Annotated in this window: 21 protein-coding genes; 8 read left to right on the top strand and 13 right to left on the bottom strand. The window is 70.8% G+C overall.

Features of this window, described 5'->3' with window-relative positions:
• Window positions 1-268: 268 nt before the first annotated feature.
• The 3 genes from OG538_RS19670 to OG538_RS19660 all read right to left on the bottom strand — a co-directional run bounded on the left by OG538_RS19670 (window position 269) and on the right by OG538_RS19660 (window position 4972).
• Window positions 269-1333, bottom strand: a complete 1065-nt coding sequence (locus OG538_RS19670) for an aspartate-semialdehyde dehydrogenase (protein WP_406095345.1) — start codon at window positions 1331-1333, stop codon at window positions 269-271.
• A complete protein-coding gene (locus OG538_RS19665) occupies window positions 1330-2601 on the bottom strand; it encodes an aspartate kinase (RefSeq protein WP_326660415.1) in 1272 nt (423 codons plus the stop codon). Before OG538_RS19665 ends, OG538_RS19670 begins: the two co-directional genes overlap by 4 nt.
• 217 nt (window positions 2602-2818) lie before the next feature.
• The gene (locus tag OG538_RS19660) at window positions 2819-4972 is read right to left on the bottom strand and encodes a LamG domain-containing protein (protein WP_406095343.1); all 2154 of its coding nucleotides are present in this window, start codon (window positions 4970-4972) and stop codon (window positions 2819-2821) included.
• A gap of 180 nt (window positions 4973-5152) precedes the next feature.
• On the opposite strand from OG538_RS19660, the gene OG538_RS19655 reads away from it, so the two are divergent.
• Window positions 5153-5440 carry a hypothetical protein gene (locus OG538_RS19655; RefSeq protein ID WP_406095341.1) on the top strand — a complete coding sequence of 96 codons (288 nt, stop codon included), beginning with the start codon at window positions 5153-5155 and terminating at the stop codon, window positions 5438-5440.
• Between the two features lie 7 nt (window positions 5441-5447).
• On the opposite strand, the gene OG538_RS19650 is transcribed toward OG538_RS19655, so the two are convergent.
• From OG538_RS19650 to OG538_RS19640, 3 genes are all read right to left on the bottom strand, one after another.
• Complete coding sequence (locus OG538_RS19650; RefSeq protein WP_406095339.1) at window positions 5448-6362, bottom strand: hypothetical protein; 915 nt, start codon at window positions 6360-6362, stop codon at window positions 5448-5450.
• Between the two features lie 315 nt (window positions 6363-6677).
• Window positions 6678-6932 carry a DUF397 domain-containing protein gene (locus OG538_RS19645; RefSeq protein ID WP_406095337.1) on the bottom strand — a complete coding sequence of 85 codons (255 nt, stop codon included), beginning with the start codon at window positions 6930-6932 and terminating at the stop codon, window positions 6678-6680.
• A complete protein-coding gene (locus OG538_RS19640; protein WP_406095335.1) occupies window positions 6929-7738 on the bottom strand; it encodes a helix-turn-helix domain-containing protein in 810 nt (269 codons plus the stop codon). The genes OG538_RS19645 and OG538_RS19640 overlap by 4 nt, the downstream gene beginning before the upstream one ends.
• A gap of 84 nt (window positions 7739-7822) precedes the next feature.
• Between OG538_RS19640 and OG538_RS19635 the strand changes: the two genes are divergently transcribed.
• The gene (locus OG538_RS19635) at window positions 7823-8227 is read left to right on the top strand and encodes a hypothetical protein (RefSeq protein WP_406095333.1); all 405 of its coding nucleotides are present in this window, start codon (window positions 7823-7825) and stop codon (window positions 8225-8227) included.
• Here OG538_RS19635 and OG538_RS19630 read toward each other — a convergent pair.
• From OG538_RS19630 to OG538_RS19620, 3 genes are all read right to left on the bottom strand, one after another.
• Window positions 8220-8879, bottom strand: coding sequence for a DUF5063 domain-containing protein (locus OG538_RS19630; protein ID WP_393059036.1), 660 nt, complete (start codon window positions 8877-8879; stop codon window positions 8220-8222). The two genes, OG538_RS19635 and OG538_RS19630, sit on opposite strands and share 8 nt — an antisense overlap.
• 101 nt (window positions 8880-8980) lie before the next feature.
• Window positions 8981-9580 carry a recombination mediator RecR gene (recR, locus tag OG538_RS19625; protein ID WP_266780167.1) on the bottom strand — a complete coding sequence of 200 codons (600 nt, stop codon included), beginning with the start codon at window positions 9578-9580 and terminating at the stop codon, window positions 8981-8983.
• Window positions 9581-9662: 82 nt separating this feature from the next.
• Complete coding sequence (locus tag OG538_RS19620) at window positions 9663-9998, bottom strand: YbaB/EbfC family nucleoid-associated protein (RefSeq protein WP_406100216.1); 336 nt, start codon at window positions 9996-9998, stop codon at window positions 9663-9665.
• A 378-nt stretch (window positions 9999-10376) separates the two neighbouring features.
• Here OG538_RS19620 and OG538_RS19615 point away from each other — a divergent pair, with 378 nt between their 5' ends.
• Entirely contained in the window at window positions 10377-11171 is a 795-nt protein-coding gene (locus OG538_RS19615) for an SLATT domain-containing protein (RefSeq protein ID WP_406095331.1), read from the top strand.
• Between the two features lie 52 nt (window positions 11172-11223).
• On the opposite strand, the gene OG538_RS19610 is transcribed toward OG538_RS19615, so the two are convergent.
• The 3 genes from OG538_RS19610 to OG538_RS19600 form a co-directional block, all read right to left on the bottom strand.
• Window positions 11224-11874: a hypothetical protein gene (locus OG538_RS19610; RefSeq protein ID WP_406095329.1), complete on the bottom strand. Its 651-nt coding sequence runs from the start codon at window positions 11872-11874 to the stop codon at window positions 11224-11226.
• Window positions 11875-12004: 130 nt separating this feature from the next.
• Complete coding sequence (locus OG538_RS19605) at window positions 12005-12778, bottom strand: GntR family transcriptional regulator (protein ID WP_406095327.1); 774 nt, start codon at window positions 12776-12778, stop codon at window positions 12005-12007.
• Between the two features lie 65 nt (window positions 12779-12843).
• On the bottom strand, window positions 12844-14205 hold the full coding sequence (locus tag OG538_RS19600) for an aspartate aminotransferase family protein (protein WP_406095325.1): 1362 nt from the start codon (window positions 14203-14205) through the stop codon (window positions 12844-12846).
• Window positions 14206-14375: 170 nt separating this feature from the next.
• Here OG538_RS19600 and OG538_RS19595 point away from each other — a divergent pair, with 170 nt between their 5' ends.
• The 4 genes from OG538_RS19595 to OG538_RS19580 all read left to right on the top strand — a co-directional run bounded on the left by OG538_RS19595 (window position 14376) and on the right by OG538_RS19580 (window position 19650).
• Window positions 14376-14975 (top strand): type 1 glutamine amidotransferase family protein, encoded by a 600-nt coding sequence (locus OG538_RS19595; RefSeq protein WP_406095323.1) that lies wholly within the window; start codon window positions 14376-14378, stop codon window positions 14973-14975.
• Window positions 14972-15460 carry a MarR family winged helix-turn-helix transcriptional regulator gene (locus OG538_RS19590; protein WP_406095321.1) on the top strand — a complete coding sequence of 163 codons (489 nt, stop codon included), beginning with the start codon at window positions 14972-14974 and terminating at the stop codon, window positions 15458-15460. Before OG538_RS19595 ends, OG538_RS19590 begins: the two co-directional genes overlap by 4 nt.
• Window positions 15461-15580: 120 nt before the next feature.
• Entirely contained in the window at window positions 15581-17515 is a 1935-nt protein-coding gene (locus OG538_RS19585; protein ID WP_406095318.1) for a protein kinase domain-containing protein, read from the top strand.
• A 146-nt stretch (window positions 17516-17661) separates the two neighbouring features.
• Window positions 17662-19650, top strand: a complete 1989-nt coding sequence (locus tag OG538_RS19580; protein ID WP_406095316.1) for a YncE family protein — start codon at window positions 17662-17664, stop codon at window positions 19648-19650.
• A 66-nt stretch (window positions 19651-19716) separates the two neighbouring features.
• Here OG538_RS19580 and dnaN read toward each other — a convergent pair whose 3' ends face one another.
• Window positions 19717-20841, bottom strand: coding sequence for a DNA polymerase III subunit beta (gene dnaN / locus OG538_RS19575; RefSeq protein ID WP_406095315.1), 1125 nt, complete (start codon window positions 20839-20841; stop codon window positions 19717-19719).
• A gap of 339 nt (window positions 20842-21180) precedes the next feature.
• Between dnaN and OG538_RS19570 the strand changes: the two genes are divergently transcribed.
• Window positions 21181-22650, top strand: coding sequence for a helix-turn-helix domain-containing protein (locus OG538_RS19570; protein ID WP_406100215.1), 1470 nt, complete (start codon window positions 21181-21183; stop codon window positions 22648-22650).
• Window positions 22651-22659: the final 9 nt, after the last annotated feature.

The raw sequence follows: 22659 nt of genomic DNA, 5'->3' as shown, positions 1-22659 counted from the left end.
GTTGGACACGTTCCCCCCCGTCAGGGTTGTACGCATACGGCACCGCGTTTGCCACCGTGCGATATGCCTTCATACGTACCCGCTCTTCCCCAAATGCCCCGAATGTGCGCCCCGCCGCGCAAGAAGTGACCGCTGAGACGCCTGCCGCCCGACCGGCGGTTGCAACGGACCGAAAGCTCATCGTCGGACACCGCGATACCCCAGCTCAAGAGGTTCAGACCAGCAACTTGCTCACAGTACGTTCACAGAACATACAAAAAAGGTCCGATCAGGACCGGGGAAATTCGACAGCCACCGCTTCGGCGATCTGAGCCACGTTCAGCGCCGCTCCCTTACGGAGATTGTCGCCGCAGACGAAGAGTTCCAGCGCCGCGGGATCGTCCAGCGAGCGACGGACCCGGCCGACCCAGGTCGGATCGGTGCCCACCACATCGGACGGCGTGGGGAAGTCGCCGGCCCCGGGGCTGTCGTAGAGCACCACACCCGGAGCGGTGGCCAGGATCTCGTGGGCCCGGTCCACCGCGACGTCGTTCTCGAAGCGGGCGTGGACGGACATCGAGTGAGTGGCGATCACGGGCACGTACACGCAGGTCGCCGAGACCTTCAGGTCGGGCAGGTCGAGGATCTTGCGGCACTCGTCGCGGATCGCCAGCTCCTCGGACGACCAGCCGTCGCCCGCGTCCGTTCCGGCCCACGGCACGACGTTGAGGGCGACGGGTGCGGCGAACGGGCCGCCGGTCGTGTCGCCGACGACACGGCGCACGTCGCCCGGCTTCGTACCGAGTTCGGTGCCGGTCACCATGGAGAGCTGTTCACGCAGCGTGGCGACGCCGTCGCGCCCTGCCCCGCTCACCGCCTGGTAGGAGGAGACGACGAGCTCACGCAGTCCGAACTCGGCGTGCAGGGCGCCGACCGCGACGATCAGCGACAGCGTGGTGCAGTTCGGGTTCGCGATGATGCCGCGCGGCCTGATCCGTGCGGCATGGGGGTTGATCTCGGGCACGACCAGCGGGACGTCCGCGTCCATTCGGAAGGCGGCGGAACCGTCGACGACGACGGTGCCCTTGGACGCGGCGAGCGGCGCCCAGCGTGCGGACACCTCGTCGGGCACCAGGAAGAGCGCCACATCGACGTCGTCGAAGACGTCCTCGGTGAGGCCGAGAACCTCGGACTCCTCACCGCGCACGACCAGCTTGCGGCCGACGAGGCGCGGTGAGGCGATCAGTTTGACCTCGCCCCAGACATCCGCGTGCTCCGAGAGGATCTGGAGCATGACGCCGCCGATCGCCCCGGTCGCGCCGACGACCGCGAGCGACGGGCGGCGTGCGGTCATCGGCCGGTGCCCCCGTACACGACTGCCTCATCGGAGTCGCTGTCGAGACCGAAGGCGGTGTGCACGGCGCGCACGGCCTCGTTGACGTCATCGGCGCGGGTGACCACCGAGATGCGGATCTCGGATGTCGAGATCAGCTCGATGTTCACACCGACGTCCGAGAGCGCCTCGAAGAAGCCCGCCGTGACACCCGGGTTGGTCTTCATGCCCGCGCCGACCAGGGAGATCTTCGCGATCTGGTCGTCGTAGCGCAGCGACTCGAAACCGATGCCGGCACGGCTGCGCTCCAGGGCGTCGATGGCCTTGCGGCCCTCGGCCTTGGGCAGCGTGAAGGTGATGTCGGTCAGACCGGTGGACGCGGCGGAGACGTTCTGCACCACCATGTCCATGTTGATCTCGGCGTCCGCGATGGCGCGGAAGATCGCGGCTGCCTCGCCCGGCTTGTCGGGCACGCCGACGACCGTGACCTTGGCCTCGGAGACGTCGTGGGCGACTCCGGAGATGATGGCGTGCTCCACCTGCTGGTCCCCTTGCGGCTCGTTGCTGACCCAGGTTCCGCGCAGCCCCGAGAAGGACGAACGGACGTGGATCGGGATGTTGTAGCGGCGTGCGTACTCCACACAGCGGTGAAGCAGCACCTTGGAGCCGGACGCGGCCAGCTCCAGCATGTCCTCGAAGGAGATCCAGTCGATCTTCTGGGCCTTCTTCACGACCCGCGGGTCGGCGGTGAAGACACCGTCCACATCGGTGTAGATCTCACAGACCTCGGCGTCCAGCGCCGCCGCGAGTGCCACCGCGGTGGTGTCGGACCCGCCGCGGCCGAGGGTCGTGATGTTCTTGCCCTCCTGGCTGACACCCTGGAACCCGGCGACGATGGCGATGTTGCCCTCGTCGATCGAGGTCCGGATGCGGCCGGGCGTGACGTCGATGATGCGCGCTTTGTTGTGGACCGAGTCGGTGATGACACCGGCCTGGCTGCCCGTGAACGACTGGGCCTCGTGGCCCAGGTTTTTGATCGCCATCGCCAACAGGGCCATGGAGATCCGCTCTCCGGCGGTCAGCAGCATGTCGAACTCACGCCCTGCCGGCATCGGAGATACCTGCTCGGCAAGATCGATCAACTCGTCCGTCGTGTCGCCCATCGCTGACACCACGACAACCACCTGGTTGCCGTTCTTCTTGGCGTCGACGACTCGCTTGGCGACCCGCTTGATGCCTTCGGCATCGGCTACGGAGGAGCCTCCGTACTTCTGCACGACAAGGCCCACGTGCGCTCCTCGCTCAATCCATTTATCGCGGTCGGCTCAGTTTAACGAGCAGCCCGGAAACGCCCCGCTGATATCATATGCTGAGATGTCCCGCTCAGCACGTGATCATCGGCGCGTCGTCCGAACTGCTCGTACCGGGCTGCTGCCCTCCGATCATCCGCCCACTCCCGTATGTGGCCCAGCCCACACGAGGAGGGCTGGGCCACTCGGGGCGTGATCAGCAGGTGAGGCAGGGCTCGCCGCCGAAACCGAGCAGGCTGACGGAGGTCGCGCTCAGCGCCCCGGAGAAGGCCTGCACCTCGTCCACCGATCCGTGCAGGTACTCACCCCAGCCGTCCGCGGTGCGGCCGCGCCCCACCTGAAGGCCGCCGGTGCTCGTCCATGCGGAACGGAAGGCGGCGTCGGCGGTCGCCACGCCGTTCACGTACAGGGTGATCCGGTCCATGCCGCGGTCATGCACGACCGCGAGGTGGGATTCCCGCCCTCCGGCCCAGTCCGGTTCTCCGCTGTGTACGGCCACCGTCTCGGCCGCGTCCGGCGCATCCGCGTGGCTCATCACCAGCTCGAAGGTCTGCGTCGACGGAACGTACCGCACCTTGAACGCGTCACCGTGTTCCCCGCCCTGCGAGAGCACCGTCATGGGGCGCGCGGGCTCCCTGTCCGCAAGGTTGACCACCGCAGCGACGGTGAAGCTGTCGCCGGTGTCAACGACCGGGCTGTCCGTGGCCGCGTAACCACTGGTCCCGTCAAGATCCAGGTGCCCGAAGCCGACGAGCGGGTAGGGGAGCAGCGAGGGTTCGCAGGCCGGATCGGCCTCCGGGTCGCACGGCTGGTCGGTGTAGTTGTAGGCCGAGGCGCCCCCCACGAACTTCAGAGCCTGACCACCGTGAAGCTCCGGGCTGAGACCTTGGGGTGCGGTCTCCAGGGACCAGTGCCCCCGCTCCTGCGGGGTGCGGCGGCCCAGATCCTTGGCCTCGGCGGGAACGACGACCCGGTCGTACGTCCGGACATCGCCGATCTCGCCCTGCCAGCGGTCCCGGTAGCCCGCCTTGCCGCGTGCGCGGCCGATCTGGAAGTCGCCGGTGACCGTCGCGGGTGCGGCCTCGGTGGCGGTGCCCGCCTCCTGGCCGTTCACGTACAGACGCGCCAGTCCCGTCTCGGCGTCGTACAGCCCGAGCACGTACGCCCACTCGCCGGTCTCGGGACGGCCGCCGCTGACACGCGTACCACCGATGCCGAACGACCAGACCGGCGCACCGTCACCGGTACGTGCTCCGAGCGTGAAGCCGGGAGCGGTGCCCGCGTCCTGGCTGGCGAGGGTCATGTCGTGGTCCAACGCCGCCGGCCGTACCCACCCGCCGACCGCGAAGGTCTTTCCGGTGTCGACGACCTGCGTGCCGGGCGTCAGGAAACCGTGCCCCGTCCCGTCGAGCGTCGCGGTGGACGTCAGCGCGGTGCCCGGGGGCACCGGACCACCGAAGGCGACACCCGCTCCGGCGCGGGCGGCGGGCCCTGCGGTGGGTGCGGCGGACTTGGAGCCAGCGGGATCGGACAGCGCCCACTGCGCGAACGGGGAGCGGCCCGCCTTCACGCGGAAGAAGTAGTTGGTAGGCGGACTGCGGTGGCCCGAGCGGTCGTCCGCCTGCACCTGCAGATAGCCCAGCGTCTCCGACGTCGGCATGTAGCGGATCTCCGCCGCTCCGCCCAGCCCGTCCGCCTGCACCGTCCCCCGCGGGCCCCCGACGAAGTCGTACGTGTAGCTGACGACGTCATCGGACGGCGAGTCGAAGCGGAACGTCCCGTAAACCCCGACGCCGTCCGACCAGCCCCCCTCCTCGGGATACTCGGCCGAGGTGACCGTGGGCTTCTCCGGACTCACGTTGTCGATCACGAACTCACAGCCGGCGCCCTCGTCATCGACCGCGCTCCACGGCGAGACGGCATCGCCGTCATGGGCCCGCACCCGCCACGAGACGACCGTCCACGGTGGCAGGTCCGAGGGGAGCTGCCACTCCGCAGCGGAACCGGAGGACACCCGTCCCAGGGAGTGATAGCTCCGGCGCTGCTCGACGCCGCCCCCATCGGTCCACCACGCCTCGAACTCCGCGGTGACGAAGTTCCCCTCCGCGGGACGGTCATCCTCCACCGGGTCGTGGAGCACGGCCGCCACCCGGGGAACCCCCCTCACGTACGGCCGGCCGTCCCCCGCGACACACGCTTTCGAACTCGTCGTCAGATCCGTGGCGACCGGCTGGAGGGGCGGCAGATTGTCCGCGGCCACGGCCGCGTTCGGCGTCGCCATCACGACCGCCACACCGACCGACAGCGCTCCCAGCCACCGGGCTCTCCCGGTTCTTATCCCGCTTGTCATGCTTTCGATTCCCCTCCCCTGCAAGGCCCGTGGTGATCACGGGCTGGGGGAGGCTAGCAGCGGGCACCGACAGCGGCCCCGGCATTTTTCACACGCCGAGCGAGGTCCGTCACCGGGCTGGTCCCCGCACCTACCGTGGACGCGGACGCCGCACCCGCTCCCCTCCCGGAGGCCTCACCCATGCCCAAGCCGCACCGCGCACTCCCGCTGCTGCTCCTGGCCGCGTGCACCGTCCCCTTGACCGCGTCCCCCGCACACGCGGGCGGCACCTGCTTCGCGACGCACGCTGACGCCCCCATCTACGCGGGCAGCAACCCGTGGACCGACATCGTCGGCTATCTGGACCCGGGCGTCCCGGTGAACGGCACGCGACCGGGCGCGGACGCGCTCTGGCAGGTGTCGCGCACGGACAACGGCGCGCCCCTGGGTTTCATGCGCCCGCAGGACCTTCGCTGCGACGGCGGCTGACCCGCACTCACCTGCCCTGCCCCGCCGGGCGCCCGGTGGCGGCCCGTAGTCCCGCCACCCTGGCCGCGACGTCCGTACGCTGCCGGGGCCGGGCCAGGAACGTGTCCGGGACGTCGCCCGTCGCCCCGTTCGCCTCGTCCCGGTCGATGTCCGCGCGGCAGTCCGGGCAGACGCCGTCCACAAGCGTGGTGGTGCTCTCGTCCTCGTCGCAGAAGGCGCACATCTCCAGCGCCCCCACGATCTCTTCCCGGATCTCGCTCTTCCTCGGCTGCGGTACGGGTGGCATCTTGTTCTCCAGTCGGGTACGGAGGAAGGCCCCGGCGGAATGCACGGAGGCCGGCAGTCCTGACACCAGTGCCTGGCTGACCTGCTCGCGGCCCACACCCCGCACCAGCCACTCCTGCGCCAGCTCTTCCAGTGCCACGCATTCGCCCTCGGAGAGCTGGAGCCTCGGCTCCCTCCTCCCGAGACCGGCGAGCACGGTGTACGCCTCCGAGCGCGGAGCCGGCACGCCCGGCTCGGGCTCGGCGGGCCGCACCTCGTCCGGCGCGGCAGGTTGCCCGGGTGCGTCCATGCCCCGGATGAACCGGACGTACTGCCGCCACCAGGCCGCGTCGCGGGCGCTGCGGGAGAAGAACGTCCGCGTCACCCAGCGCAGCCCGCTGCCCTCCACGGCGATCTGCACCCTGATCCGGCGCAGGTGCCCCGCCCTGGTCAGCCGGTCCAGCGCGCTGCGGCACGCCTGCTGCCCGTAGTCCGCCAGCTCCTCTGCCAACACCTTGTAGCCGATCGCCGCGCCCTCGGGCAGCCGGTCGACGTAGGCGGCAATCGCCGCTTCCCGCGTGGGCAGATGCGCGAAGTCGGCCGCGCCGCGTGGGGCTTCGTCCGGAACGAGACGCTTACCGAAGCCGGCTTTGGCCATGCGGTGGGCGGGCGCGCGCAGGGCAGCACTAATGTGGGCAGAAGTCATGTGGATCGAGTCTCTTTCGATCTGTCAGGACGAGATCCCGGTTGGTGTTGGCGCACCGCCGGGATCGTCCTTTTTAAGGACTGTTACGCCGAACCTAGAGCGTGCACACGCTGTGATGCAAGCCGATCACCGAAGGTCATCCGCGCAGGTGTACGCGGGACTTGGGAGGGTGGGTGGGTTCAACCTCACCACCCATTCCTACAGAAAGGGGCTCGGGCTTCGAGGCTCGCGACTCGGGGCTTGAGCCTCGGGCCGACCTGCGCCGATTCAGTGCGCGGCGCCGTCGATCGCGTACGCGAGGAACGCCGCCCAGGGGCCTGCGGGAAAAGCGAGTTGTGGGCTGTCGGCGGAGAGCTTGGAGTCGCGGATGTGCATGGCGGCGGGGCAGGGGGCGGCCTGGACGCAGTTGTTCCCTTCGGAGTCGCTGTACGTGGACGTACGCCACACCAGAGCCACCTCGGGGCGGTTGCCGCACTCGCCTTCGCTGTAGCTGGACTTGAACCTCTCCGACTGCTCGCTCACAGCTGATACACCATCCGTTCCAAGAATCGAGCCGACTCCGCAGAACTCAGGGCCTCTGCACGGATCATGCTAAGCCGCTCCGCAACCACGCTGACCACCCCGACTTCCGTGGTCAGTTCGCTGGCGAACGCGCCGTCCTGGTACGCGGCACGGTCGTGGTCACCGTCGGCCAGCAGCACCATGGGGCCAAGGAGGGCGACAGGGACGGATCTGCTGTACGGAAGCACCTGCAACGCGACGTTGAACCGCCTTCCCATGGCCAGCAAGCGGCACAACTGCGCCTTGTCCACCTGCGAGTTGGCCAGTGCAGCCTCGTACAGAACAAAGCTGAACGCCACCGGTGGCTTGCGGGCGAAAATGCGGCGGCGCTCCAACCGGGCAGCCACCCGGTCCTCCACGATCTCCGGTGCGAGTGGGGGCCAGTGACACCCGATGAGCGCTCTGGCATACGCCTCGGTCTGCAGCAGTCCGGGGATCAGGATCGGCTCGTACGAGCAGTGGCTGACCGCCGACTCCTCCCAGAGCATGAAGTCTTGCGAGCGCGCGGGGAACCTCTCCCTTTGCAGATATTCCTTCGCGGCGCTCAGCAGCCCGTCGGCCCGGCACAGCCGATCCGCCATGTCCAACACCCGCGCAGTCGGCATCCGCACACCCTGCTCCATCGCCTTGATGGTGTCTGGCGCGTAGTTGGATGCCTCACCCAGTTCCTCGCGACTCACATTGGCCCTCATGCGCCAGCGTTTCATCTGGTTTCCGCCATAACGCCAGGCAACGGGCGCGGATTGAGCGTTGTACGGCGCAGACACAGGGGCCACCTCCGACGGATACATCACTACCTGTACCACCTCAGTCACTACCGAGCGTAGCCAATCCGCCACCACTGTGTAGCCATGACGCAAGCAATTCACCGCCCCGACTGGGTCCCCGCCTCCGGGCACCAACTGCGCATGAGCGGAGTGCACTTCGACGCCCTGCGCATCCAGGGCATCCGCGGCGAGGAGGTCGCGGATCTGCTGGGGCGATTCACAGGGGGCGATGCCGGGCCGGTCGTGTGGCAGGGCACCGGGCCGCGATGGATGTACTTCCTGCTGCCGCCACGCACTTCGGGCGATCACGCCTGGCCGCTCGGCGTCGAGCGGTTCGGGACCCGGTACGAGGTCAGCTACGTGGGCGTGCCGGCGCTGAACGGGCACACCTGGCCCCTTATGTGGCAGTCCCGGCCCACGCCGACGGCGCCCTTCGTCGACGCCGGCCGGCTGCTCGACGCCCTGGCGGGCGCCCCGTCCCCTACTTGACCGGACGCAGCCCCAGCGGCCCCGCGATCTCCTCGACCATGACGCGGCCCGCTTCCTCGGCCAGGTCGTCGTCGCCGGCGTCCTGGTCGGTGTCCAGGCCGTCGAGCTCCTGGAGGGGCTGGTTCAGCCGGATGTGCGCGATCAGGGACTGAAGCGCACGCAGAGCGGCGGAGGCGGTGGAGCCCCAGTTGGAGAAGTACGAGAACTGCCACCACCACAGGGCCTCCGTGGTGCGGTCCTCCTCGTAGTGGGCCAGGCCGTGGCGCAGGTCCGTGACCAGGTCGGCCAGGTCGTCGGAGATGCGGGCCGGGACCGGGGCCTTGCGGGGCTCGTACGGGTCGAAGACCTCGGAGTAGACGTCGATCGGCTCCAGCAGGGCCGCGAACCGCTCGCGCAGGCCGTCCGCGTCCGGCTCGGCACCCAGGTCCGGCTCGTAGCGCTCGTCCGGAAGGATGTCCTCGTACGCGCCCAGCCGGCCGCCGGCCAGCAGGAGCTGGGAGACCTGGAGGAGCAGGACCGGGACGGCCTCCTCGGGCTCCTCGACCATGGACACCTCGGTGACCGCGACGATGAACGTCTTGATCTGGTCGGCGATCTGGACCGCGAAGTCATCGGGGTCCTGCGTGACAGTGTTCAGCGTGGCGTCAGACATCGAGGAGACCTCCCGTGGGCACGGTCGCAGACGGTGAGAAGAAGATAGCGGCGCTGAACGTAAAGCCGCCGTGAGACCGCTGGAGAACGGCCGGAAGACGATCACACATCGAGCAGCCGCCTCCCCTCGAAGGCGCGGCCGAGGGTGACCTCGTCCGCGTACTCCAGGTCGCCGCCCACCGGCAGGCCGCTGGCCAGCCGGGTGACGCGCAGGCCCATCGGCTTGACCATCCGCGCCAGGTACGTCGCGGTGGCCTCGCCCTCCAGGTTGGGGTCGGTCGCCAGGATCAGTTCGGTGATGGAGCCGTCGGCGAGACGGGCCAGCAGCTCGCGGATGCGCAGATCGTCCGGACCGACGCCCTCGATGGGGCTGATCGCCCCGCCCAGGACGTGGTAGCGGCCCCGGAACTCGCGGGTCCGCTCGATCGCCACGACGTCCTTCGGCTCCTCGACCACGCAGATGACCGTCCGGTCCCGGCGCGGGTCACGGCAGATCCCGCACTCCTCCTGCTGTGCCACGTTGCCGCAGACGGCGCAGAAGCGGACCTTGTCCTTGACCTCCAGGAGGGCATGGGCGAGGCGGCGCACATCCGTGGGCTCGGCCTGCAGGATGTGGAAGGCGATCCGCTGCGCGCTCTTGGGACCGACGCCGGGCAGCCTGCCCAACTCGTCGATGAGGTCCTGAACCACGCCTTCGTACAACGGAACGCCTTTCGGGCCGGGTCGGCTGCTGCGTCGTGGTACGTACCGTAGGGGCTGCGTACCGTCTTGGATATGTCCGCGTTCAGAAGGGGAGGCCGGGCATGCCGCCCAGGCCCTGGGTCAGCGGGCCCAGCTTCTGCTGCTGGACCTGCTGGGCGTTCTCGTTCGCCGCCTGGACCGCCGCCACGACGAGGTCCGCGAGCGTCTCGGTGTCCTCCGGGTCCACCGCCTTGGGGTCGATCACCAGGTTGCGCAGCTCACCGGAGCCGGTGACCGTCGCCTTCACGAGGCCGCCGCCCGCCTGACCTTCGACCTCGGTCCTGGCCAGCTCCTCCTGAGCCTCGGCAAGGTCCTGCTGCATCTTCTGAGCCTGCTGCAGCAGCTGCTGCATGTTGGGCTGACCACCACCGGGAATCACGGTCACTCCAGGCATTTCGACGACAAATGTTTCGGTAAGCCGAGCCTACGTGGTCCCCGGGCAGCGCGCCCCACCCGCCGGCGAGCAACTCTTTCGAGTGAGTTCTGGCGGGCTCTGTCTGGGCTCCTATACCTGACCAGAGGCCCTGTGTACCCGGGAATACCGCGATTTCGACCCCACGGCCCACCATTCGGCGGTAGGAAGGGGTGCGTCCCGGTACGCGCACGCGCATCTCCCGTCACGCAAGGTTACGCACGGGGACTGCGGTTGCGCCGAGGGCCGGTGAGACAGCGAGTGCACAGAGAGCAGAGATCCGCCCATCGTCGAGTACGCGGCCGAGAACACGCGTCGCCATGCAGCATGCAGAGGAGTACCCCGGTGAGTCAGCCGGAGATGCAGCCCGAGGGGCCGCCCCGCAACGAATCCGGTGCGCCCGGTCCGGCCATCTCTTCCGGTGGGGCCTCCGGCGCCCGGGGCCGTGAGGCGCAGGGCAGGGACCTGACGGGCACGCCCTTCCCCCTCGGCGACTGGGGCGAGCCCGCCCAGCGGCTGGACGAGCTGTACCGATGGGTCGAGGCGGACGCGCTGCGCACCGCCGACTGGTATCTGGGCGACCGGGTGTGGAAGCGCCGCGGAGCCAGGGCCCTGCGGCTGGGGACCGCGGCCGGGGTGGTCGCGGGCGCCGCGCTGCCGCTGCTGGACCTGACCGGCGCGCTGCACGGCTCCGCGGGCTGGGGGTACCTGTCGCTGCTGCTGGGCGCCGCGTGCATGGCCTGCGACCGGTACTTCGGCCTCACCTCGGGCTGGATAAGGAATCTCGCCACGGCGCAGGCCGTACAGCGGCGGCTGCAGGTGCTCCAGTTCGACTGGGCGTCGGAGTCCGTGCGCGAGGTGCTGGGCCCGGCCGAGGGGACGGCGAGTGAGGCGGCCGAGAGGTGCCTGGGGGTGCTGCGGCGCTTCTCGGAGGACGTCACGGAGCTCGTACGGTCGGAGACCGCGGACTGGATGGTGGAGTTCCGGGCAGGCCCCGCGCCGATGGGCATGCAGACGCTGGTCTCCGGCGGCTCGGGCGGTGGACGCACGGATCCGGGGGCCCAGCCGGGCAGGCTCCCGCTGCAGTCGATGAGCCGGCCGAACATGCCGCGGCAACGACCCCCGGAGTCCCCGCGGTGACCGTTCACCGGTGAGCACCGCGGGAGCGGCGGGGGTCGTGTCCGCCGGGCTCTCAGCTGAAAATGATCATTGAGCCCTGGGCCAGGCTGCGGGTGACCGCCGCGTGCAAGCCGAGCCAGACATGACGCTCCCGGGCGAACGGGTTGTCGTCGTACGGGATCGGCATCGCCCGCTCCTCCAGCGAGGTGGGCGCGGCGGGCGGCAGCGGGGCGGGCGGCGGGTTGGCCGGGTCGATACCGATGGACGGGCCGACGAACTGCAGCTCCCGCAGCAGACCGTGCGCCGAACCGAGCGGGCCACCGCCCTCCAGCAGGGCGTCGGTGGACAGGGGCACGGGGAAGTCCACGGGGACGTACGCGCCCGCGTGGTCGTAGTGCCACACCAGGTGCGACTGCTGGGCGGTCGGTTCGAACATCTCCAGCAACTGCTCGTAGTCCCCGCCCAGATCGTCGACGGGGGTGACGGCCAGGCCGCTGAGTTGAAGGAGGTAGGCGCGCCGCAGGAAGTGCAGCGCGTCGTAGTCGAAGCCCGCGACCGGGGCCACGTCACCGGTCAGCCCGGGCATGTACGCGTAGACGGGGACGGGCGGCAGCCCCGCCTCGCCGAGCGCGGTGTCGTAGACGGCTATTTCTTCGGCGAAGGGGTTGTCGGGGCTGTGGCACAGCACATCGACGAGGGGGACCAGCCACAGGTCACAGGCCACGAAGTCTCGCTCTCATGCGGGGATGCGTGCGGTGGTGCGATGGTCGGGACAGCGTAATGCGGTCGGGACGTCGCGGACAGTGGTCCCTCACGACCGGCTCGGCCCGGCCGCCCCGCCGCTCCCGGCCCCGTCAGGGTCCGGGACGCGCCTGGTCCGCGGACCCGCCCGGCTCGTCCGGTCCGCCCGGCCTCGGCGCGCGTCCCGGAGGGGCCGTGTCTCCGGCCGCCAGCCGGTCCGCCCAGCTCAGGGCGTGGTCGTTGTAGTCCTTGACGGCACGGCGCAGGGCGTCGCGGTCGCGATGCGTGATCGCCACGACGAGCTCGGGGTGCCCGTTCCAGAGCCAGTCCCGTACGTCGGTGTCGCCGCGCAGGTACGGCACGGCGAACACCCAGGCCTGGACGCGCAGCCGGTGCAGGAAGTCGGTGATGTAGCTGTTGCCGACGAGCGCGCCCAGCTCACGCCAGAAGCGCAGGTCGTAGCCGATGAGAATGTCCAGGTCGCCGCCGCGCGCGGCACGGGAGGCCTCCTCGGCCCGGCGGCGCACGGAGACGAGGGCGTCCCGGTAGGCGGCCTGCCGCGCCGGGCCCGGGGGCGGCCCGGTGAAGACGTCGCGGATGACTCCGTCCATGACCAGGGTGCGGGCCTCCACCATCGCGCGGTAGTCCGCGACGCTGAACTCGTGGACCCGGAACCCGCGGTGCTGATCGGATTCGAGCAGTCCCTGCGCGGAGAGGTCGAAGAGCGCCTCGCGGACGGGCGTCGCGGAGACGCCGTACTGCTCGGCGATCTGCTTGACGGTGAATTCCCGCCCCGGCTGCAGACGCCCCGCCAGCACCTCGTCACGCAGCGCGTCCGCGATCTGCTGCCGCAGCGTACTGCGGGTGACCGCTCCGCTCGCGCGCATGGCGCCCCTCCCCATTTCGGCCTCGGGTCACCTTAGACGAGGGGGCGGGGAGGGGCGCGGCGGCGTTACGCGGTGTGCTGGTCGGCCACGGACAGTGCGACGTCGAGGGCGGCCAGGCCCTCCTTGGCCTCGGCCTCGGTGACGTTGCAGGCAGGGACGGCGTGCGTGCGGTTCATGTTGATGAACGGCCACAGGCCGTTCTTCTTCGCCGCCGCGCCGAAGGCCGCCATCGGTGCGGCGGCCTCGCCCGTCGCGTTGTACGGGACCAGCGGCTCGCGGGTCTCCTTGTTGCGGACCAGTTCCAGCGCCCAGAACGCGCCGAGGCCACGGACCTCACCCACCGACGGGTGGTTCTCGGCGAGCTCGCGCAGACCGGGGCCGAGGACGCTCTCGCCGATGTGGGCGGCGTTCTCGATGACCTTCTCGTCCTCCATCACATGGATGGTGGCGACGGCGGCCGCACAGGCCAGCGGGTGGCCGGAGTAGGTGAGACCGCCGGGGTAGGGGCGAGTCTCGAAGGTGGCCGCGATCTCGGCGGAGATGGCTACGCCGCCCAGCGGCACGTAACCGGAGTTGACGCCCTTGGCGAAGGTCATCAGGTCGGGGGTGACGTCGAAGTGGTCGGCGGCGAACCACTTGCCGGTGCGCCCGAAGCCCGCCATGACCTCGTCGAGGACGAAGACGATCCCGTACCGGTCGCAGATCTCGCGGACGCCGGCGAGATAGCCGGGCGGCGGCGTCATGATGCCGGCCGTGCCGGGGATGGTCTCCAGGATGATCGCGGCGATGGTCGCGGGCCCCTCGTAGGCGAGGGTGTCCTCCAGGTGCTGGAGCGCGCGGGCGCACTCCTCCGCCTCGGTCTGCGCGTAGAACGGCGAGCGGTAGAGGAACGGCGCCCAGAACCGGACGACACCCGCCGAACCGTTGTCGGAGGCCCAGCGGCGCGGGTCGCCGGTCAGGTTGATCGCGGTGGACGTGGCGCCGTGGTACGAGCGGTAGGCGGAGAGCACCTTCGTACGGCCGGTGTGCAGCCGGGCCATCCGGACGGCGTTCTCGACGGCCTCGGCGCCGCCGTTGGTGAAGAAGATCTTGTCCAGGTCACCGGGGGTGCGCTCGGCGATGAGGCGTGCCGCCTCGGAGCGCGCCTCGATCGCGAAGGCGGGCGCGAAGGTCGTCATCTTCGCCGCCTGCTCCTGGATCGCGGCGACGACGGTGGGGTGCTGGTATCCGATGTTGGTGTAGACGAGACCGCTGGTGAAGTCCAGGTAGCGGTTGCCGTCGTAGTCCCAGAAGTACGACCCCTCGGCGCCTGCGACGGCGAGCGGATCGATCAGGCCCTGGGCGGACCAGGAGTGGAACACGTGCGCGCGGTCGGCGGCCTTGACGGCCGCACCGGCGGCGGAGTCGACAGGGGGATGAGGGGTCATGCGGCGAGCGTAGGCGGCGGCGGGTGGCGGCGGGTATGGCCATCTTGTATGCCGTGGGCCGCGTGGTTCGGCAGGGTGTCGGGTCGTCGTGGGTCAGCCGAGTGATTGACAACATACTGTCGAAGCGACAACATGTTGTCATCTACGTTCTTCCCGTCGAGGAGGCCGCCATGACCCGCAGGACGAGAACCGCGCACCTGGCCGTGTACGACACCTACGCAGACTGGGAGACCGGGCACACGACCGCCCACCTCACCCAGAACGGCTTCACCGTCCGGACGGTCGGCCCCACCACCGCGCCCGTCACCAGCATGGGCGGGTTGAGCGTGCGCCCCGATCTGGCGCTCGCGGAGCTGCGCCCCGAGGACAGTGCCCTCCTGATCCTGCCGGGCGCCGCGCTGTGGGACTCCGGTGAAGCGCTCGCCCCCTTCGCCCGCACCGCGCGCACCTTCCTGGACGCGGGCGTGCCGGTCGCCGCGATCTGCGGGGCGACGGCGGGCCTGGCCCGCGAGGGTCTGCTCGACGAACGCGCGCACACGAGCGCGGTCTCCTTCTATCTGGCCGCCACCGGTTACCCGGGCGGCGCTCACTACACCGACGCGGATGCCGTCACCGACGGCGACCTGATCACCGCAGGACCGACCGAACCGGTCGCGTTCGCCCGCGAGGTCTTCGCCCGCCTCGGGGTGTACACGGACGAGAAGCTCGACGCCTGGTTCCGGCTCTTCCACGATTCGGACCCGAGCGCGTACGAGGTGCTGCACGGGTGAGCGCCACGGACCAGGACCGGCTGAGCCGGACCGCCCTCGGGATCTTCCACCTCAACGGCCGGTTCCTCGCCCTGGCAGAGAAGCTGGCCGCTCCGGCCGGACTGACCGCCGCGTGGTGGCAGGTGCTCGGCGCGGTGATCGCCGAGCCGCTGCCGGTCTCCGGAATCGCCCGGTCGATGGGCATCACCCGGCAGGCCGTGCAGCGTATCGCCGACCTGCTGGTGGACAAGGGGCTCGCCCAGTACGTCCCCAACCCGGCCCACCGCCGCGCGAAGCTGCTCCGGCCCACGCAGGAGGGCCGCACCGCGATGTCCCGGATCAACCCCGGCCACGCGGAGTTCGCGGCGCGCCTGGCACGGGAGCTGGGGGACGAGGGCTTCACGGAGACGGTGCGGGTCCTGGAGCGCCTGACCCGGGCCATGCACACCCTGACCAGCCCCGACGCCCCCGGGCCCGCCGACTCCCCGGGCTCTTCGGGCGATTGAGGGGCGCATGCCCGGCACCGTCCGGTCGCGGCCCCGGCACCGCACCCCCGTCACCGCACCACCGCGCCGCTATCCTCGACCCCGTCCGGCGTGTCGTCGTACGGGGGAGGACTGCACACCATGGAGAAGCTCGGGACCACCGATCCGCAACGCATCGGCGCCTACCGCCTGTTGGGCAGACTCGGCGCGGGTGGCATGGGCCAGGTGTATCTGGCCCGCTCGGACCGCGGACGCGTGGTCGCGATCAAGCTGGTCCGCGAGGAACTCGCCGAGCAGCAGGAGTTCCGCGACCGGTTCCGGCAGGAGGTGCAGGCCGCCCGCAGGGTCGGCTCCACCTGGACCGCCCCCGTGCTGGACGCCGACACCGAGGCCGCAGTGCCGTGGGTCGCCACGGGTTACGTCGCCGGCCCCTCCCTCCATGCCACCGTCTCGGCGCGCGCGAGCACCACCTCCGGCCCGGCCCCGGGGGCGTACGGCCCCCTGCCCGAGCGTTCCGTCCACATCCTGGGCGCCGGTCTCGCCCACGCTCTGCGGGCCATCCATACCGCGGGCCTCATCCACCGCGACCTCAAGCCGTCCAACATCCTGCTGACGATCGACGGACCGCGCGTCATCGACTTCGGCATAGCCCGGGCGCTCGACACCGTCGCCGACGGCGGGCTCACCCGCACCGGCGCCCTGGTCGGCTCACCCGGCTTCATGGCGCCCGAGCAGGTGCGCGGTGAGCGCGTGACCGCGGCATGCGATGTCTTCTGCCTGGGGGCGGTGCTGGCGTACGCGTCGACCGGCCGGCTTCCGTTCGGCACGGCGGCGGGCGGGGTGCCCGCGCTGATGTTCCGGATCGCACAGGAGGACCCGGATCTGACCGGGGTTCCGGTCGACCTCGCGCAACTGGTCCAGGACTGTCTCCACAAGGACCCCGCCGCCCGCCCGTCCACGGACGAGATCCTGGAGCGGCTGGGCGGGGGCGACAGCACGGAACCCTGGCTGCCGGGCGCACTCATCGCCCAACTCGGCCGCCATGCGGTGGGTTTGCTGGACTCGGAGGACCCTACGGTCACGGGCCCCGCCGACGCCGCACCGGGCAGCCCCGAGCCGGCCGGCACCACCCCGGACCCCGCGCCCCCGGCCCGGACGGTCTCCGACGCGGTGCCCTTCGACGCCACGCCACAGCACCCCGCCGACCGGACACCGGCCCAAGCCGCACCACCCGCTCCCCCGGAGCACGCCCCCGGCAGCGTCCCGGTGCCCCCCACCGCGGTCGGAACCCCCACCCCCTCCCCTCCGTACGGCTATCCGCAGCTGCCCGCCGCTCCGTACCCGAGCCAGGGCTACGGCGGCACACCGCAGCAGCCGAACCCCAGCCAGGGCTACGCGTACGGCTATCCGCAGCAACCGGGCCACGGCCCCGCTCCGTCCTACGGGCCGCTCCACCCGGTCGGTGTCCAGCCGCCCGCACCCGCGCCCGCCCGCCGCAGCGTCGGTTCGACCGTCGCCCTCGTCGTCATCGCGGTGCTCGTCGCCATCGGGGCCGGCGGTTCGGTCTACGCCCTCATGAACGACCGCGGCGCATCCACCACCGCCTCTCCCACGGACTCGGCCGACCCCGCACCGGCGGACGTTCGCTCCACCCCGCCCCCCGCGGACGACTCGCCGGACCCGACGCCCAGCGACGACGGGCAGGACGGTGGCGAGGGCGACGTCCCCGAGAATTATCTCGGCACCTGGTCCGGCAGCATCGACAACGCCACCGGTCACTCCACACGCGAGATCGTCATCCAGCAGGGCCGGGTCGGGGAGACGGTCCTGACCCTCACCGCGGAGGGACCGCTGGACAACGGGGGCACCTACCACTGTGTGTTCGAGGCGGACCTGGCGGCCGATCCGTCCCCCGGCGCACCGGTCAGCATCGGCCCGTCCACGGTGACGCAGGGCGAACCGATGACGTCGTGCACCCCGGGCAGCTCCACCACCCTCACCCTGCTCCCGGACGGCACCCTGAGCCGGGTGAACACGGACTCCGGCGAGAAGCTCACGTACACGAAGTCGGGCTGAACCACGTCCGATGCACGGCCCCAGCACTCGGGCCCGTATATGTGTGCGAGGTGTGAAGGCGATGCCATACCCTGCGATCCTGGGCCGCGCCCCTCTCTCGACTTCCGGGCGTCTCGCGGCCCCCTTTCACCGTGGGGGTACATCACTTGCGCACGCGCAGAATCTCCACCGCGACCTCGCTCGCGGTTCTGTTCAGCTCAGTAGTCCTGGTCGGCGGTGCGGCCAATCCGGCCGCTGCCGACTCCAGCAAGATCCTTCCTGCCGCGTCCGTCGGCGACATCCTCGCCGACGGCGCACACCAGCACGTCTTCATCAGTGACCCGACCGGGGGCAAGGTCCTCGTCACCGATTACAGCGGTGCGGTGGTCGCGACGATCCCGTCACTGCCCGGCGTGACCGGGCTCGACCTGTCCGCCGACTCCGGCACGCTCTACGCCGCGGTACCGGGTGCCGACGCCATCGTCACGATCGACACCGCGGCGCTCACGGAGTCCGCCCGGTACGACACGGGCAGCGGCACGGGCCCGAAGTACCCGGCGCTCGCGGGCGGCAAGCTCTGGTTCGGGTACGGCTCGGGCGGCTCGGGCCACATCGGTTCACTCGACCTGACCGGCGCCGAGCCGGTCGTGAACCTGGACCATGAGGCGACCGGGACCTGGTACTCGGCGCCGACCCTGGCCTCCACTCCCGGCGCACCCGGCGTGCTGGCGGCCGGTATCGAGAGCCAGAGCCCGACAGAGCTGGCCACGTACGACGTGGCCTCCGGCACGGCCACTCGGACCGCGTACACGTCCGCCGACGGGAGCAATCTGCACGATCTCGCGCTGAGCCCCGACGGCACGCAGGTCGTGGTGGCCGGCGGCGCTCCGTACCGCCACCAGGCCTACCGGACCTCGGACCTCACGCCCGACATCTCGTACCCGTCCAACGCGTACCCCAACGCCGTCGACATCGCCCCCGACGGGACGGTCGCCGCCGGCATCGACGGCTGGTACGACCCGGATGTCTACGTGTACAAGCAGGGCGTCACCACCGTGCCGGTGCGCACGTACGACTTCCCCAACACCGGGACCTCCAGCGGTGCGGACACCCTGGACCCGGCCGGCCTGGCCTGGGCACCGGACACCAGCCGGCTGTTCGCCGTCACCGTGAACAGTCTCGGCGTCCGCTCGCTGCGGGTGCTCACCGACCCCAACCGGTCCGTCACCACGGTCACGGTCACCGCCCCGCCGAAGGCGACGCGCGGCAAGAAGCTCATGGTCACCGGCAAGGTGGAGTCGAACACCCCGGTCACGGCAGGCGCCACGGCCACGGTGACGCGCATCGACCTGGAGTCGCCCACGGGCAAGGTCCTGCCCCCGGTGACGCTGAAGGCGGACGGCGCGTTCCACTTCGTCGACACGCCGCCCGCGGGAAGCACGGTCACGTACAAGGTCTCGTACGCGGGTGACGCCACCCACTCCCCCGGGTCGGGCAGCGACACGGTCGCCGTCTCCCGCGCGGCCACCTCGCTGACCCTGAACCACAACAAGGCGCTGTACGCGTACGGCACCGATGTGTCGTTCACCGCGCACCTCGGCGCGACGTACAAGAACCGCGCCGTCGAGCTGTGGGTGGACCCGTTCGGCACGGACAAGCCCAAGAAGCTGGTGAAGACCGGCAAGGTCGACTCCAAGGGAAATCTGTCCACCACGGTCGACATGACCCGGGACACCACCGTCACCGCCGTCTTCAAGGGTGACGCCCGCTACGCGCCCAAGACGGTCACCGCCACCGCGTACGCCAAGGTGAAGGTCTCGACCTCCATCTCCAAGCAGTACAAGAACGCCAAGATCGGCTCCACCTCCTACGCGTACTTCCACAAGACGACCAACCCGGTCTTCACCACGACGATGACCTACTACCCGAACCGCAAGCACCTGCTCTCCCTGGAGCTGTACTACGGGGGCAAGTGGTACGACGCCGGCTCGCAGTACTTCTCGCTCGGCACCAAGGGCTCGATCGTGACGCTGGGGGGAACGCACGAGACGGGCTACCGGATGCGGGTCCGCGCCTCGTACGTGAACAACACGTCGGGCGACAACGTCAACTCGACCACCCACGGCGCCTGGAAGTACTTCTACTTCACCAAGTGACCCGTCGGGACGGCCGGATGGCCGCGGGGCCGGGGCGCAGGCAGCCCGGCCCCGCGGCCGCACCCGCTACATCAGCGGTCTGACCGACATGAGCAGGTGCTGGTGGGACGGCTCCGCCGTGTCCGCCGCCGCCTCCCGGTCCGCGTGACCGGTGACCATGGCGCGCTGGCCGGGGCCCATCAGCTGGAACCGGACGACCGGGGTGTCGAACGTGGACAGCGCGTCCATCAGGTACGAGGGGTTGAACGCGACCGTCAGCTCATGGGCGCCCGTCAGCTCGGCAGGCAGCCGCTGGGAAGCCACGTCGTCCTCGTAACCTGCCTGGAGAAGCACCGAGCCGGCTCCGAAGGCGAACTGGATCGGGCTGTCCCCGTCCGCCACCACCGAGACGCGCTTCACGGCCTCAACCAGGGGCGCCAGATCGGTCACCGCCGTGACCGGGTCGGAGAGTGCGAACAGCTTGTCGTGGCGCGGCAGTCGGCCGTCCAGGAGCCGGACCGTCGTGCGCATCCCGTCCAGCTCGAAGCCCGCCGAACCGTTGTCCAGGGCGAGGCTGACCATGCCCGACCGGCCGAAGGAGCGAGCGATCTCGGTCAGCCTGCGCGCCGAGACGACGACGTCGGCCGAGACACCGGGTGCCGCGGGCTTCCACGCCAGCCGGCGGACCGCGAAGCGGTACCGGTCCGTGGCCGCCAGCGTCATCCGGTCCCCGTCGATCCCCAGCCTGATCCCGGTGAGCGTCGGCAGGGTGTCGTCCCGGCCGGAGGCCACCGACACATCGGCGACGGCCGCCGCGAACTCCTGGCCGTCCACCGACCCGAGCACCTCCGGCAGCGGCGGCAGAGACGGATAGTCGTCGAGCGGCAGCACCGAGAGTCCGAAACCGGCGCCGCTGCCCGTCACCGTGAACCGGGACCCCTCGACCGCGCATTGCACCGCCCCCTCGGGCAACACCCGGCACACGTCGAGCAACCGGCGCCCCATGACCAGGACCTTGCCGGGCCGTACGGTCTCGGCCGTCACCTCGATGCGGGCGGACGCCTCGTAGTCCAGGCCGGAGATGCAGAGCCGGCCGTCCGCCGCCTCCAGCAGCAGACCGCCCAGCACGGGGACGGGCGACCTCGTCGGCAGCACCCGGGCCGCCCAGGCCACGGCCTCCGCGAACTCGCCGCGCTCGATCCGGAATTCCATGGTGGTGACCTCTCCTCGCGCGCCGGCCGTTTACGGTCTCCGACGCTAGCGGGCACCACCGACAACGCAGCGATAGGGCGGCTGCGGCCGACGACAGCGGCCACCCCCGTGAGCCGATGCCGTCGTCCCCCGCGCCTCTCCCCCGAAAGGCCCGCAACCGCGTTCGGACTCTAGGTCTTGGGGTCGGCGAGGAAAAGATTCAGTTCGCACCGTGTGTGCGCACAGAGGTATCAGTTCGCACAGCCGAACCGGTACTCTGCACTCCGGTTTCTGGCGGGAACAGGGGACGGGAGCAGCGGGGACGTGCACGCGGGAAGGCGGGCCGACGACGTCGTACGGATGCACGGCCTCGCCCGGTCGGGCGGCTCGCAGGAGCTGCTGCGCTGGGTGTCGGGGCGTGCGGACGGCTGGGCGGGGCTGCTCGGCAAGGACGGCACCGTCCTGCACGGCGTCGCCCGGGTCCCCGATCCGGCGAGCGCCGGATCGGCGGCCCTCGCGGCCGAGTGCGCCAGGGAGCTGACCGCGCTGGGTGCCCGCTCCCTCTCGTTCGACAGGGGAGCGCACACCGCGCTGCTCCTGCCCCTGGACACGCCGCCCGGTGTCCCGGCGCCGGTACTCGCCGTGGTCGGCCGGCGCCCGCTGCCCGACGGTCTGTCCACGCTCCTCGCCGACGCGGCCCTGCCGCTGGCCATGTGCTGGGCCGCCGAGACCGTCGAGCGCAGACGCCGTCGTGTCGATCTGGCGGAGTCCCGCGGCCGGGAGGCCGTGCTGCATCTGCTGATGACCGGACAGCTGTCGATCGCTCACCAGGTCGCGGGCGCCCTGAAGCCCAGCCTGCCGGACCCGGTCCGGGTCTGTGTCGTCGCGTGTTCGGGCCGCGACCGCGACGAGGTGGCCCGCGTCTGCGCGGAGCTCTCCGGCGGCCGGTCCTGGATCGTGCGGTGCCCGGTGTACGCGCACCATCTGATCCTCATCGTGCCCGCGACACCGGGACAGGAGGACGGGCGGCTCGGCCCCCGGGTCGCCTCGGTGGTGGACGACTGCGTCGTCGGCATCAGCGAGGACGTGCCGCTCGCCGACACGGCGACCGCGTACCGCCAGGCGTTCCACGCGCTGGCCGTCGCCCGCGGACTCCCGGAGCGGCACGCCCACTTCGGCGCGGCTCCCGAACTCGCCCTGATGGCCGGTGCCGAGGGCGCCCGTTGGGCGGACGCGCTGCTGGCTCCGCTGCTCGCCCATCTGCCCCGGCGCGGCCAGGACCCGGGCAGCCAGGAACTCGCGGCGACGCTCGCCTCCTGGCTCGCGTTCTCCTCGCACGCGACCGAGCACCTGAAGATCCACCGCAACACGCTGGCCGCGCGGCTGCGGCTGATCGGCGAGCTGCTGGGCCTGGACCTGAACACGGTCGCCGACCAGTCCGCTCTCGACCTGGCCCTGCGCATCCGGGCCACGCCCGCACTGCCTCGGCCGGTGCGCCCGGCCGCGAGCCCGTCAGGGCCCACGCACTCACTGGACGAGATCCTGCGCCTGCCGGCGGTCCGTTCCTGGGCGGTGCAGCAGTTGCGGCCGCTGGACGACCCGGCGACGGCCCGCAGCTCCGCGGACCCGCACACCACCCTGCGCACCTGGCTGGAGCACGAGGCCCAACTCGGCCCTGCGGCCGAGGCCCTGGCCATCTCCGTTCCCGGGGTGCGCAAGCGGCTGGCGCGGCTGGAGACCGTGCTCCGGCGCTCGCTCCTGCGGACGCCCAGTGCCCGGTACGACCTGTGGCTGGCGTTCCGGGCGCGGGACCTCACCGACGGCGGATGACCGGACGGA

Origin of the sequence: Streptomyces sp. NBC_01013 (assembly GCF_045162765.1) — a bacterium.
Classification (GTDB): Bacteria; Actinomycetota; Actinomycetes; order Streptomycetales; family Streptomycetaceae; genus Streptomyces.
Note: the sequence above shows the minus strand (reverse complement) of the source record. Positions and strands in the feature narration are given on the sequence as shown.

Coding starts and splice junctions, on each gene's coding strand:
- OG538_RS19635 (WP_406095333.1), top strand. CDS start 7,823: ATGACGCAAGCAATTCACCGCCCCGACTGGGTCCCCGCCTCCGGGCAC.
- OG538_RS19585 (WP_406095318.1), top strand. CDS start 15,581: ATGGAGAAGCTCGGGACCACCGATCCGCAACGCATCGGCGCCTACCGC.
- OG538_RS19605 (WP_406095327.1), bottom strand. CDS start 12,778: ATGCGCGCGAGCGGAGCGGTCACCCGCAGTACGCTGCGGCAGCAGATC.
- OG538_RS19600 (WP_406095325.1), bottom strand. CDS start 14,205: ATGACCCCTCATCCCCCTGTCGACTCCGCCGCCGGTGCGGCCGTCAAG.
- OG538_RS19655 (WP_406095341.1), top strand. CDS start 5,153: ATGCCCAAGCCGCACCGCGCACTCCCGCTGCTGCTCCTGGCCGCGTGC.
- OG538_RS19570 (WP_406100215.1), top strand. CDS start 21,181: ATGCACGGCCTCGCCCGGTCGGGCGGCTCGCAGGAGCTGCTGCGCTGG.
- OG538_RS19650 (WP_406095339.1), bottom strand. CDS start 6,362: ATGGCCAAAGCCGGCTTCGGTAAGCGTCTCGTTCCGGACGAAGCCCCA.
- dnaN (WP_406095315.1), bottom strand. CDS start 20,841: ATGGAATTCCGGATCGAGCGCGGCGAGTTCGCGGAGGCCGTGGCCTGG.
- OG538_RS19595 (WP_406095323.1), top strand. CDS start 14,376: ATGACCCGCAGGACGAGAACCGCGCACCTGGCCGTGTACGACACCTAC.
- OG538_RS19630 (WP_393059036.1), bottom strand. CDS start 8,879: ATGTCTGACGCCACGCTGAACACTGTCACGCAGGACCCCGATGACTTC.
- OG538_RS19670 (WP_406095345.1), bottom strand. CDS start 1,333: ATGACCGCACGCCGCCCGTCGCTCGCGGTCGTCGGCGCGACCGGGGCG.
- OG538_RS19660 (WP_406095343.1), bottom strand. CDS start 4,972: ATGACAAGCGGGATAAGAACCGGGAGAGCCCGGTGGCTGGGAGCGCTG.